6 protein-coding genes are annotated in these 13,464 nt (G+C 67.3%); all 6 read right to left on the bottom strand.

The genetic code is table 11. The features are described from left to right. Positions 1-105: 105 nt before the first annotated feature. Positions 106-1,296 (bottom strand): elongation factor Tu, encoded by a 1,191-nt coding sequence (gene tuf / locus EIM48_RS08080; protein ID WP_028915514.1) that lies wholly within the window; start codon positions 1,294-1,296, stop codon positions 106-108. Between the two features lie 96 nt (positions 1,297-1,392). Next, a complete protein-coding gene (gene fusA / locus EIM48_RS08075) occupies positions 1,393-3,522 on the bottom strand; it encodes an elongation factor G (RefSeq protein WP_028915808.1) in 2,130 nt (709 codons plus the stop codon). A gap of 132 nt (positions 3,523-3,654) precedes the next feature. Next, on the bottom strand, positions 3,655-4,122 hold the full coding sequence (gene rpsG / locus EIM48_RS08070; RefSeq protein ID WP_019399932.1) for a 30S ribosomal protein S7: 468 nt from the start codon (positions 4,120-4,122) through the stop codon (positions 3,655-3,657). 15 nt (positions 4,123-4,137) lie between these two features. Continuing rightward, positions 4,138-4,512, bottom strand: a complete 375-nt coding sequence (gene rpsL / locus EIM48_RS08065) for a 30S ribosomal protein S12 (protein ID WP_013536001.1) — start codon at positions 4,510-4,512, stop codon at positions 4,138-4,140. Between the two features lie 243 nt (positions 4,513-4,755). Next, positions 4,756-8,991, bottom strand: coding sequence for a DNA-directed RNA polymerase subunit beta' (rpoC, locus tag EIM48_RS08060; protein WP_028915807.1), 4,236 nt, complete (start codon positions 8,989-8,991; stop codon positions 4,756-4,758). 85 nt (positions 8,992-9,076) lie between these two features. Then, complete coding sequence (gene rpoB / locus EIM48_RS08055; protein WP_019399924.1) at positions 9,077-13,264, bottom strand: DNA-directed RNA polymerase subunit beta; 4,188 nt, start codon at positions 13,262-13,264, stop codon at positions 9,077-9,079. Positions 13,265-13,464 lie beyond the last annotated feature (200 nt).

The following is a 13,464-nucleotide window of genomic DNA, read 5'->3' as shown; positions in this document are numbered from 1 at the left end:
GTCACGCGACTTTTCCCTGTCTGGCGAACACGAGGCGCTTCCTGCACCTCTTTTCGCGGTAAGCCCCCTGCCCGCCCAGGCGGACAGGGGGTCAGTGAACCTGAATTACTTCAGGATCTTGGCGACCACGCCGGCGCCGACGGTACGGCCACCCTCGCGGATCGCGAAGCGCAGGCCCTCGTCCATGGCCACCGGGTTGATCAGCGACACCGACATCTTCACGTTGTCGCCCGGCATCACCATCTCCACGCCCTCCGGCAGCTGGACGGCGCCAGTGATGTCGGTGGTGCGGAAGTAGAACTGCGGACGGTAGCCCTTGAAGAACGGGGTGTGGCGGCCGCCCTCGTCCTTCGACAGCACGTACACCTCGGCCTCGAAGTCGGTGTGCGGGGTGATCGTGCCCGGCTTGGCCAGCACCTGGCCACGCTCGACCTCGTCACGCTTGGTGCCGCGCAGCAGCAGCCCCGCGTTGTCGCCCGCCTGGCCCTGGTCCAGCAGCTTGCGGAACATCTCCACGCCGGTGACGGTGGTCTTCTGGGTCGGACGGATGCCGACGATTTCCACTTCGTCGCCCACCTTGATCACGCCGCGCTCGATGCGGCCGGTCACCACGGTGCCGCGGCCCGAGATCGAGAACACGTCCTCGACCGGCATCAGGAACGGCTTGTCAACGTCGCGCTCCGGGGTCGGGATGTAGCTGTCCAGCGCGTCCACCAGCTGGATGATCGCCGGAACGCCGATCTCCGACTGGTCGCCTTCCAGCGCCTTCAGCGCCGAACCCTTGATGATCGGGGTGTCGTCGCCCGGGAAGTCGTACTTGCTCAGCAGCTCGCGGACTTCCATCTCCACCAGCTCCAGCAGCTCGGCGTCGTCCACCATGTCCGCCTTGTTCAGGAAGACCACGATGTACGGCACGCCCACCTGGCGGGCCAGCAGGATGTGCTCGCGGGTCTGCGGCATCGGGCCGTCAGCCGCCGACACCACCAGGATCGCGCCGTCCATCTGCGCCGCACCGGTGATCATGTTCTTCACGTAGTCGGCGTGGCCCGGGCAGTCCACGTGCGCGTAGTGGCGGGTCGGCGATTCGTACTCGACGTGCGAGGTCGAGATCGTGATGCCGCGGGCCTTCTCTTCCGGCGCCTTGTCGATCGCGTCGTACGCGTGGAACTCGCCGCCGAAACGCTCGGCACCGACCTTCGTCAGCGCGGCCGTCAGCGTGGTCTTGCCATGGTCAACGTGGCCGATGGTGCCGACGTTCACGTGCGGCTTGGTGCGCTCGAACTTACCCTTGGACATTGGTGAAATACCTCTTGTATTTGGATTTTTCCTGGGAGACAGGGCCACCCCGGGGGATGGCCTGCCTGGTATGTGCGCGCCCGGGGGCGCCGCCGCTTACGCCTTCTTGATCACCGTCTCGGCGATGTTGTTCGGCGCTTCCTCGTAATGGTCGAACTCCATCGAGAAGGTGGCGCGGCCCTGGGTCATCGAGCGCAGCGCGGTGGCGTAGCCGAACATCTCGCCCAGCGGGATCATCGCGTTGATGATCTTGCCCGACGGGCTGTCGTCCTGGCCCTGCAGCACGCCGCGGCGGCGGCTCACGTCGCCCATGACGTCGCCCAGGTAATCCTCGGGGCTGACGATCTCGACCTTCATGATCGGCTCCAGCAGCACCGGGCTGGCCTTGGCGAAGCCCTGCTTGAACGCCATCGAGGCGGCCAGCTTGAACGCCATTTCCGAGGAGTCGACGTCGTGGTACGAACCGAAGACCAGCTTGACCTTGACGCCGACGACCGGGAAGCCGGCCAGCGGGCCGCTGGTGATGGTCTCGCGCAGGCCCTTCTCGACCGACGGGATGAACTCCTTCGGGATCACGCCGCCGGTGATCTCGTTGAGGAACAGGAAGTCGTCCTTGATCAGGTCGGCGTACTTCTCGCGGTCCTCGGCGGTGATCGGCGACATCTCGATCACGACGTGGCCGTACTGGCCCTTACCACCGGACTGCTTGGCGTGCTTGTAGTCCGACTTGACGTCGCTGGAGCGGATGGTCTCGCGGTAGGCGACCTGCGGCTTGCCGACGTTGGCCTCGACGTTGAACTCGCGCTTCAGGCGGTCGACGATGATGTCCAGGTGCAGCTCGCCCATGCCCGAGATGATGGTCTGGCCGGACTCCTCGTCGGTGCGGACGCGGAACGACGGGTCTTCCTGGGCCAGGCGGCTCAGGGCGTTGCCCATCTTCTCCTGGTCGGACTTGGTCTTCGGCTCCACGGCCATCGAGATCACCGGCTCCGGGAACGCCATGCGCTCCAGGACGATCGGGGCGTCGATGGCGCACAGGGTGTCACCGGTGGTGACGTCCTTCAGGCCCACCGCGGCGGCGATGTCGCCGGCCAGCACTTCCTTGATCTCGTCGCGCTGGTTGGAGTGCATCTGCAGCAGGCGGCCGATGCGCTCCTTCTTGTTCTTGACCGAGTTCAGCACCTGGTCGCCGGCGCTCAGGGTGCCGGAGTAGACGCGGAAGAAGGTCAGCGAACCGACGAACGGGTCGGTCATGATCTTGAACGCCAGGGCCGAGAACGGAGCCTTGTCGGACGACTCGCGGGTCATCTCCTTGGTCTCGTCGTCCATGTCGACGCCCTTCACCGCCGGCACGTCGACCGGCGACGGCAGCAGCTTGACCACGCCGTCGAGCATGGCCTGCACGCCCTTGTTCTTGAACGCCGAGCCGCAGAACATCGGCACGATCTCGGTGGCCAGGGTGCGCTGGCGCAGGGCGCTGTAGATCTCGTCCTCGGTCAGCTCCTCGCCGCCCAGGTACTTGTCCATCAGCTCCTCGTTCGCCTCGGCCGCGGACTCGACCATGTACGAACGGGCTTCCTCGGCCTGGGCCTTCAGCTCTTCCGGGATGTCGCGGTACTCGAAGGTCGTGCCCTGGGTCTTCTCGTCCCAGTGGATGGCCTTCATCTTGACCAGGTCGACCACGCCGACGAAGTTGTCCTCGGCGCCGATCGGGATCTGCATCGGGACCGGCACGGCACCCAGGCGCGACTTCAGCTGGTCACGGACCTTGAAGAAGTTGGCACCGGTGCGGTCCATCTTGTTGACGAACGCGATGCGCGGCACGTGGTACTTGTTGGCCTGGCGCCACACGGTCTCCGACTGCGGCTGCACGCCGCCGACGGCGCACAGCACGAACACCGCGCCGTCCAGCACGCGCAGCGAGCGCTCCACCTCGATGGTGAAGTCCACGTGCCCGGGGGTGTCGATGATGTTGAAGCGGTGCTCCGGGAAGGACTTGTCCATGCCCCTCCAGAACGCGGTGGTGGCAGCGGACTGGATCGTGATGCCACGCTCCTGCTCCTGCTCCATCCAGTCCATGGTCGCGGCGCCATCGTGCACTTCACCGATCTTGTGGCTCTTGCCGGTGTAGAACAGGATGCGCTCGGACGTGGTGGTCTTGCCGGCATCGATGTGGGCCATGATGCCGAAATTGCGGTAACGCTCGATGGGAGTAGTGCGGGCCACGGGGAGCCTCTCGTTAGCTTGGCGTTTCGGTTGCAGGGGCCGGCTGCGCGGCACCCCCTGAAATGCGGAGGGCGCGGAACATGCCGCGCCGTCCGGGCTGGTCGCGCGGGCCCGCCAGGGGCCCGCGGGCTGTTACCAGCGGTAGTGGGCGAAGGCCTTGTTGGCCTCGGCCATGCGGTGGGTCTCTTCGCGCTTCTTGATCGCGCCACCGCGGTTCTCGGCCGCGTCCAGCAGCTCGCCGGCCAGCTTGCGGGCCATCGAGTTCTCGCCGCGCTTGCGGGCCGAATCGATCACCCAGCGCATGGCCAGGGCCAGGCGGCGGGAGGCGCGAACCTCGACCGGCACCTGGTAGGTCGCGCCACCGACGCGACGGGACTTGACCTCGACCGCGGGGGCGACGTTGTCCAGCGCCTTCTGCACCAGCTCGATGGCGTTGGGGTTCTTCTGGCCGATCACTTCCATCGCGTCGTACACGATGTTCTCGGCGATCGACTTCTTGCCGCTCTTCATCACCATGTTGATGAAGCGGGCGATGGTCTCGCTCCCGTGCTTGGGATCGGGCAGGACGGAGCGCTGGGGGGTGGAACCTTTACGGGACATGTCGGGCTTCCTCGATTAGCTCTTCGGGCGCTTGGCGCCGTACTTCGAACGGCCCTGGCGACGCTTGGTGACGCCGGCGGCATCCAGCGAACCGCGGACGGTGTGGTAACGCACGCCCGGCAGGTCCTTGACGCGGCCGCCGCGGATCAGCACCACGGAGTGCTCCTGGAGGTTGTGGCCTTCGCCGCCGATGTACGAGATGACCTCGTAGCCGTTGGTCAGGCGCACCTTGGCGACCTTACGCAGGGCCGAGTTCGGCTTCTTCGGGGTGGTGGTGTAGACGCGGGTGCAGACACCGCGGCGCTGCGGGCACTTCTCCAGTGCCGGCGAGGCGCTCTTGTACGTTTCCGCCTGCCGCGGCTTGCGGACCAGCTGGTTGATCGTCGCCATTCTAAGGTTCTTCTGCTTGGGGCCCCGCGGACCGGGGCCGGACGTGAAAACGACGGCAGGCCGAAGGACGGCCTGCCGAGACATGAAAGTATAGCGGGACGGTAAAAACCGCGTCAACCGACCCACCTTCCATGGTCCCGGCGCCCCGCCCGGCCGGGGCCGGAAGGGATCGCGGGCGCGGCCGGGCCTCCCTGCCCCGCCGTACCCCCGGGCCGCCGCCGTCGCCGGCGGCGGCCGGGTGCATCACTCCGCCGCGTCCTCCTGGGACGGGGCGGCCGCCTCCGGCGCCTCGGCCTCGGCCACCGCCGCCGGCTCGGAGCCGCCGGACAGCGCCTCCAGCTCCGACTCGGTCAGGCCGGTGGCGTTGCGGCGGCGCTTGCTGTGGTAGGCCAGGCCGGTACCCGCCGGGATCAGGCGGCCGACGATGACGTTCTCCTTCAGGCCGCGCAGGTTGTCGCGGGTGCCGCGGACGGCCGCCTCGGTCAGCACGCGGGTGGTCTCCTGGAAGGAGGCCGCCGAGATGAACGACTCGGTCGCCAGCGAGGCCTTGGTGATGCCCAGCAGCACCGGCTCGTACTTGGCCGGGATCTCGCCGCGGGCCACCAGGCGCGCGTTCTCCTCGATCACGCGCTGCTTCTCCACCTGCTCGCCGTTGAGGAACTTGGAATCGCCCTGGTCGGTGATCTCGACCTTGCGCAGCATCTGGCGGGTGATCACCTCGATGTGCTTGTCGTTGATCTTCACGCCCTGCAGGCGGTAGACGTCCTGGATCTCCTTGACCAGGTACGCGGCCAGGTCCTCCACGCCCTTCAGGCGCAGGATGTCCTGCGGGCTCGGCTCGCCGTCCACGATGGTCTCGCCCTTGGTCACGTGCTCGCCCTCGAACACGATGATCTGGCGGTACTTCGGGATCAGCTCCTCGTGCTCCTCGCCGTCCGGTCCCTTGATGATCAGGCGCTGCTTGCCCTTGGTGTCCTTGCCGAAGCTGACCACGCCGGACTTCTCGGCCAGGATCGCCGGATCCTTCGGCTTGCGCGCCTCGAACAGGTCGGCCACGCGCGGCAGACCGCCGGTGATGTCGCGGGTCTTGGACGCTTCCTGCGGGATCTTGGCGACCACGTCGCCCACGCCCACCGGGGCGCCGTCCTGCAGGTTCACCACCGAGCGCGGCGGCAGCAGGTACTGCGCCGGCAGGTCGGTGCCCGGGATGGTCAGGTCGTTGCCGTCCTTGTCGACGATGCGGACCAGCGGGCGCAGGTCCTTGCCCTGCGAGCCGCGGCGCTTGGGATCGGTGATCTCGCGCGAGGCCAGGCCGGTCAGTTCGTCGGTCTTCTCGATGACGGTGACGCCATCGACGAAGTCAACGAAGCGGACGAAGCCGGCCACTTCCGACACGATCGGGTGGTTGTGCGGATCCCAGTTGGCCACGGTCTGGCCGGCCTTGACCTCGGCGCCGTCCTTGACGTTGATGGTGGCGCCGTACGGCAGCTTGTAGCGCTCGCGCTCGCGGCCGTGCGGGTCGAGGACCGACACTTCGCCCGAACGCGACACCGCGACCAGGTGGCCGCCGGAATGCTCGACGGTCTTGAGGTTGTTGAACTTGATCGAGCCGGTGGTCTTGACCGTGATGCTGTCCACCGCGGCGGCACGCGAAGCCGCGCCGCCGATGTGGAAGGTACGCATCGTCAGCTGGGTACCCGGTTCGCCGATCGACTGGGCGGCGATGACGCCCACCGACTCGCCGATGTTGACCAGGTGGCCACGGGCCAGGTCGCGGCCGTAGCAGTGCGCGCACACGCCGAAGGGCGATTCGCAGGTGATGGTCGAACGCACCTTGATCGACTGGACGCCGGCGTCCTCCAGCTTCTGCACCCACACCTCGTCCAGCAGGGTGTTGCGGGTGACGATCGGGTCCTCGTCGTTGCCCGGCAGGAACACGTCCTCGGCCACGACGCGGCCCAGCACGCGGTCCTTCAGCGGCTCGACCACGTCGCCGCCTTCCACGATCGGGGTCATGGTCAGGCCCTGCAGCGTGCCGCAGTCGGCCTCGGTGATCACCACGTCCTGCGCCACGTCGACCAGGCGGCGGGTCAGGTAACCGGAGTTGGCGGTCTTCAGCGCGGTGTCGGCCAGGCCCTTGCGGGCGCCGTGGGTGGAGTTGAAGTACTCCTGCACGTTCAGGCCTTCGCGGAAGTTCGCCTTGATCGGGGTCTCGATGATCGAGCCGTCCGGGCGGGCCATCAGGCCGCGCATGCCGGCCAGCTGTCGGATCTGCGCCTGCGAACCACGGGCACCGGAGTCGGCCATGATGTACAGCGAGTTCATCGACTTCTGCGCGACTTCCTCGCCCTTGGCGTTGACCACCTTGTCGGTGCCGATGGTCTCCATCATCGCCTTGGCGATGCGCTCGTTGGTGCGCGACCAGATGTCGACCACCTTGTTGTAGCGCTCGCCGGCGGTGACCAGGCCGCTCTGGTACTGCTCCTGGATCTCCAGCACCTCGGCCTCGGCCTCGGCGAGGATGCTCTTCTTCTCCTCCGGGATCAGCATGTCGTCGATGCCGATCGACACGCCGGCGCGGGTGGCGAAGCTGAAGCCGGTGTACATCAGCTGGTCGGCGAACACCACGGTGTCCTTCAGGCCCAGGCGGCGGTAGCAGCTGTTGATCAGGCGGCTGATGTTCTTCTTGGTCAGCTCGGTGTTGGCCAGCTCGAACGGCAGGCCCTCCGGCAGGATCTCGGCCAGCAGGGCGCGGCCGACCGTGGTATCCACGATCGCCGCCTTCTTGTGCTTGTTGCCGGCCTCGTCCTTCACCACCTCGGTGATGCGGACCTTGACCTTGGCGTGCAGCTCGACCACGCGGTTGTCGTAGGCGCGCTTAACCTCGGCCACGTTGGCGAACACCATGCCCTCGCCCTTCTTGTTCTCCAGGGCGCGGGTCATGTAGTACAGGCCGAGCACCACGTCCTGCGACGGCACGATGATCGGCTCGCCGTTGGCGGGCGACAGGATGTTGTTGGTCGACATCATCAGGGCGCGCGCCTCCAGCTGGGCCTCGAGGCTCAGCGGGACGTGCACGGCCATCTGGTCGCCGTCGAAGTCGGCGTTGAACGCGGTGCAGACCAGCGGGTGCAGCTGGATGGCCTTGCCCTCGATCAGCACCGGCTCGAACGCCTGGATGCCCAGGCGGTGCAGGGTCGGGGCGCGGTTCAGCAGCACCGGGTGCTCGCGGATGACCTCCTCGAGGATGTCCCACACCTCGGCCTCTTCGCGCTCGACCAGCTTCTTGGCGGCCTTGATGGTGGTGGCCAGGCCGCGGCGCTGCAGCTTGGCGAACACGAACGGCTTGAACAGCTCCAGCGCCATCTTCTTCGGCAGGCCGCACTGGTGCAGGCGCAGGTACGGGCCGACCACGATGACCGAACGGCCCGAGTAGTCGACGCGCTTGCCGAGCAGGTTCTGGCGGAAGCGGCCCTGCTTGCCCTTGATCATGTCGGCCAGCGACTTGAGCGGGCGCTTGTTGGTGCCGGTGATGGCGCGGCCGCGGCGGCCGTTGTCCATCAGCGCGTCAACCGACTCCTGCAGCATGCGCTTCTCGTTGCGCACGATGATGTCGGGCGCGTTGAGCTCCAGCAGACGGCGCAGGCGGTTGTTGCGGTTGATGACGCGGCGGTACAGGTCGTTCAGGTCGGAGGTCGCGAAGCGGCCGCCGTCCAGCGGGACCAGCGGGCGCAGGTCCGGCGGCAGCACCGGCAGCACGGTCATGACCATCCACTCCGGACGGTTGCCGGACTCGATGAACGCCTCGATCAGCTTGATGCGCTTGGTCAGGCGCTTGAGCTTGGTCTCCGAACCGGTGGCGGCGATCTCCTCGCGCAGGCGCGCCATCTCGGCCTGCAGGTCGATGGTGCGCAGCAGCTCGTAGATCGCCTCGGCGCCCATGGCGGCGTCGAAGTCGTCGCCGTGCTCCTGGCGCGCCTGCATGTACTGCTCTTCGGTCAGCAGCTGGCGGCGCTCGAGCGGGGTCAGGCCCGGCTCGGTGACCACGTAGGCCTCGAAGTACAGGATGCGCTCGATGTCGCGCAGGGTCATGTCCAGCATCAGGCCGATGCGGGACGGCAGCGACTTCAGGAACCAGATGTGCGCGACCGGCGAGGCCAGGTCGATGTGGCCCATGCGCTCGCGGCGGACCTTGGCCAGGGTGACCTCGGTGCCGCACTTCTCGCAGACCACGCCACGGTGCTTCATGCGCTTGTACTTGCCGCACAGGCACTCGTAGTCCTTGATCGGGCCGAAGATGGCCGCGCAGAACAGGCCGTCGCGCTCCGGCTTGAAGGTGCGGTAGTTGATCGTCTCGGGCTTCTTCACCTCGCCGAAGGACCACGAGCGGATCAGGTCCGGCGAAGCCAGGGCGATCTTGATCGCGTCGAAGTCCAGCGTCTGGCGCTGCTGGTTGAAGAGGTTGAGCAGGTCTTTCATTTCTTGTCTCCGTCAGGAGTAAAGGCGGTCGATCGGGCGATTCGGGGGAAGCGCGGCCCGTCCGTGGCGGGCCGCGCCGCGCGCCTTACTCGTCCTCCAACTCCATGTTGATGGCCAGCGAGCGGATTTCCTTCACCAGAACGTTGAAGGACTCCGGCATGCCCGCGACCATCTCGTGGTTGCCGTCGACGATGTTCTTGTACATCTGGTTGCGGCCCTGCACGTCGTCGGACTTCACCGTCAGCATTTCCTGCAGGGTGTATGCCGCGCCGTAGGCTTCCAGCGCCCACACTTCCATCTCGCCGAAGCGCTGGCCGCCGAACTGCGCCTTGCCGCCCAGCGGCTGCTGGGTGACCAGCGAGTACGGGCCGGTGGAGCGGGCGTGCATCTTGTCGTCGACCAGGTGGTTCAGCTTCAGGTAGTGCATGTAGCCGACCGTGGTCTTGCGGTCGAACGCCTCGCCGGTGCGGCCGTCGTACAGCTGCATCTGGGTCTTGCTGGCGTTGAAGCCGAGGCGGGCGGTCTCCGGGTCGTCGTCCGGGTAGGCCAGCTCCAGCATCTGCCGGATCTCCTCCTCGTGGGCGCCGTCGAACACCGGGGTGGCCATCGGCACGCCGTCGGTGAGGTTGCGCGCCATCGCCACCAGCTCCTCGTCGCTGAACTGCGACAGGTCCACGCGCTGGCCGAACAGCTCGTTGTCGTGGTTGTAGACCTTGCCCAGGAACTCGCGCAGCTCGGACACGGCGCGCTGCTCGTCCAGCATCTTCTGGATGCGCTTGCCCAGGCCCTTGGCGGCCCAGCCCAGGTGCACCTCGAGGATCTGGCCGATGTTCATGCGCGAAGGCACGCCCAGCGGGTTGAGGCAGATGTCGACCGGGGTGCCGTCGGCCATGTACGGCATGTCCTCGACCGGGACCACGTTGGACACGACGCCCTTGTTGCCGTGGCGGCCGGCCATCTTGTCGCCCGGCTGGATGCGGCGCTTCACGGCCAGGAACACCTTGACCATCTTCAGCACGCCCGGGGCCAGGTCGTCGCCCTGGGTGATCTTGCCGCGCTTGTCGGCGAAGCGGCGCTCGAACTCCTTCTCGTGGGCCTGGATCTGCTTCTGCGCGCGTTCGATCGCCTCGGCGGCGTCGTCGTCCTTCATGCGCAGGGCGAACCAGTCGGACTTCTTCAGGCCGTCCAGGTAGGCGTCGGTGATGGTGTCGCCCTTCTTCAGGCCCGGGCCGCCGTTGGCGACCTTGCCCACGATCTGGGTGCGCAGGCGCGCGTAGATCGCCGCCTCGAGGATGCGGAACTGGTCGTCGAAGTCCTTCTTGACGCGGCGGATCTCGTTTTCCTCGATCTGCTTGGCGCGCTTGTCCTTCTCGATGCCGTCGCGGGTGAAGACCTGCACGTCGATGACGGTGCCGTCCATGCCCGGCGGCACGCGCAGCGAGCTGTCCTTAACGTCGGAGGCCTTCTCGCCGAAGATCGCGCGCAGCAGCTTCTCCTCGGGGGTCAGCTGGCTCTCGCCCTTCGGCGTGACCTTGCCCACCAGGATGTCGCCGGCGCGCACCTCGGCGCCGATGTACACCACGCCCGACTCGTCCAGGCGGCCCAGGGCCTGCTCGGACACGTTCGGGATGTCGGCGGTGATTTCCTCCGGGCCCAGCTTGGTGTCGCGGGCGACGCAGGTCAGCTCCTCGATGTGGATCGTGGTGTAGCGGTCCTCCTGGACCACGCGCTCCGACAGCAGGATCGAGTCCTCGAAGTTGTAGCCGTTCCACGGCATGAACGCGATCAGCATGTTCTGGCCGAGGGCCAGCTCGCCGATGTCGGTCGACGGGCCGTCGGCCAGCACGTCGCCGCGCGCGACCACGTCGCCCACGTGCACCAGCGGACGCTGGTTGATGCAGGTGTTCTGGTTGGAGCGGGTGTACTTGGTCAGGGTGTAGATGTCGACGCCGGCATCCTGCTCGCCGGAGATCTCCTCCTCGTTGACCTTGACCACGATGCGGCCGGCGTCGACCTGCACAACCTCGCCGCCGCGGCGGGCGTTCACGGTCACGCCCGAGTCGCGCGCCACGGCGCGCTCGATGCCGGTGCCGACCAGCGGGGTCTGGGCACGCAGGGTCGGGACCGCCTGGCGCTGCATGTTGGCGCCCATCAGCGCGCGGTTGGCGTCGTCGTGCTCCAGGAACGGGACCAGCGCCGCGGCGACCGACACGGTCTGCATCGGCGACACGTCCATGTAGTGGATCTCGGAGGCCGGCTTCAGCAGCGACTCGCCCTGGTGGCGGCACGGCACGAAGGCCTCGGTCAGGCGGCCTTCCTTGTCATGGGCGGCGTTGACCTGGGCGATGACGTACTCGTTCTCCTCGATCGCCGACAGGTACTCGACCTCGTCGGTGATGCGGCCGTCCACGACCTTGCGGTACGGCGTCTCCAGGAAGCCGTACTGGTTGGTGCGGGCGAACACGGCCAGCGAGTTGATCAGGCCGATGTTCGGGCCTTCCGGGGTCTCGATGGTGCAGACGCGGCCGTAGTGGGTCGGGTGCACGTCGCGCACCTCGAAGCCGGCGCGCTCGCGGGTCAGGCCGCCCGGGCCCAGCGCCGAGACGCGGCGCTTGTGGGTGACCTCCGACAGCGGGTTGTTCTGGTCCATGAACTGCGACAGCTGCGAGGAGCCGAAGAACTCCTTGATCGCGGCGGCCACCGGCTTGGCGTTGATCAGCTCCTGCGGGGTCAGGCCCTCGGACTCGGCCATCGACAGGCGCTCCTTGACCGCGCGCTCGACGCGGACCAGGCCCACGCGGAACACGTTCTCGGCCATCTCGCCGACCGAACGCACGCGGCGGTTGCCCAGGTGGTCGATGTCGTCGACCACGCCGCGGCCGTTGCGGATCTCGGTCAGCACGCGCAGCACGTCGAGGATGTCCGAGGTCTCGCCCTGCTCGGACACCAGCGCCTTGGACTCGTCGTCGGCGCGCTCGGCGAAGTACTTGTGGTCGTACAGCACGGCCGGGCCGACGACGTCCTTGCGGCCGACGCGGCGGTTGAACTTCATCCGGCCCACGGCCGACAGGTCGTAGCGCTCGAAGGTGAAGAACAGGTTGTGGAACAGGTTCTGGGCCGCTTCCTTGGTCGGCGGCTCGCCCGGGCGCATCATGCGGTAGATCTCGACCAGCGCCTCCAGCTGGGTGCGGGTCGGGTCGATGCGCAAGGTGTTGGACAGGTACGGGCCGCGGTCGAGGTCGTTCACCCACAGGGTGCCGATGCTGGACACGCCGGCCTTGCGGAACGCGGCCAGGTGCTCGTCGGTGATCTCGTCGTTGGCGGCGGCCAGCAGCTCGCCGGTGTTGGCGTCGACCACGTCGTGGGCCAGGATGCGGCCCAGCAGGTACTCGTCCGGCACCGCCAGCGCGGTGATGCCCGACTGCTCCAGCTGGCGCACGTGGCGCGCGGTGATGCGCTTGCCGGCCTCGACGATGACCTTCTCGCCGTCGGACAGGTCGAAGCCCAGGGTCTCGCCGCGCAGGCGCTCCGGCACCAGTTCCAGCTGCACGCCTTCCGGCAGGATGTGGAAGGTGTTGATCTCGAAGAAGGCGCGCAGCATCTCCTCGTTGTTGTAGCCGAGGGCGCGCAGCAGGATGGTCACCGGCAGCTTGCGGCGACGGTCGATGCGGGTGTACAGGGCGTCCTTCGGGTCGAACTCGAAGTCCAGCCAGGAGCCGCGGTAGGGGATGATGCGGGCGCTGTACAGCAGCTTGCCCGAGCTGTGGGTCTTGCCGCGGTCGTGGTCGAAGAACACGCCCGGGCTGCGGTGCAGCTGCGAGACGATGACGCGCTCGGTGCCGTTCACGATGAACGTGCCGTGCTCGGTCATCAGCGGGATCTCGCCGAGGTAGACCTCCTGCTCCTTGACGTACTTGATCGCCTTGGTGGAGGACTCGCGGTCGTAGATCACCAGGCGCACGGTCACGCGCAGCGGGGCGCCGTAGGACAGGCCGCGGTTGCGGCACTCGCGCTCGTCGAACACGGGCTCGCCGAGCTTGTAGCCGACGTACTCCAGCGCGGCGTTGCCGCTGTAGCTGACGATCGGGAACACCGACTTCAGCGCCGCGTGCAGGCCGGTATCGCGGCGCTTGGCGGGGTCGGTGTCGGCCTGCAGGAATTCGCGGTACGAATCGACCTGGATGGCCAGCAGGAACGGCACCTCGAGGATGGAGCGCTGCTTGCCGAAGTCCTTGCGGATGCGCTTCTTCTCGGTGAACGAATACGTCGTCATGGATGTACCACCTTTGGCAGTGCGGGCCGCGCGTCCGCGGACCCGGGGGAACATGAAGCTGTCAGTCGGTAGTCGCTGGTATTGCCGGCACCAGCACGCCATCTCCCGCTACTTCCGACTACCAGCTCCCCTGTGCGGAACTGGGTTTTCTGTACTGCAGGCCCCTCGCGGGGCCCCTTCGGAGCCATGGGCCCCGGAAA

Source organism: Pseudoxanthomonas sp. SGNA-20, assembly GCF_003931635.1.
GTDB lineage: Bacteria > Pseudomonadota > Gammaproteobacteria > Xanthomonadales > Xanthomonadaceae > Pseudoxanthomonas.
Note: the sequence above shows the minus strand (reverse complement) of the source record. Positions and strands in the feature narration are given on the sequence as shown.

What these genes read in the sequence shown, in the direction of transcription:
- tuf (WP_028915514.1), bottom strand. Translation starts at nt 1,296, where the DNA reads ATGTCCAAGGGTAAGTTCGAGCGCACCAAGCCGCACGTGAACGTCGGC.
- rpsG (WP_019399932.1), bottom strand. Translation starts at nt 4,122, where the DNA reads ATGTCCCGTAAAGGTTCCACCCCCCAGCGCTCCGTCCTGCCCGATCCC.
- rpsL (WP_013536001.1), bottom strand. Translation starts at nt 4,512, where the DNA reads ATGGCGACGATCAACCAGCTGGTCCGCAAGCCGCGGCAGGCGGAAACG.
- rpoC (WP_028915807.1), bottom strand. Translation starts at nt 8,991, where the DNA reads ATGAAAGACCTGCTCAACCTCTTCAACCAGCAGCGCCAGACGCTGGAC.
- rpoB (WP_019399924.1), bottom strand. Translation starts at nt 13,264, where the DNA reads ATGACGACGTATTCGTTCACCGAGAAGAAGCGCATCCGCAAGGACTTC.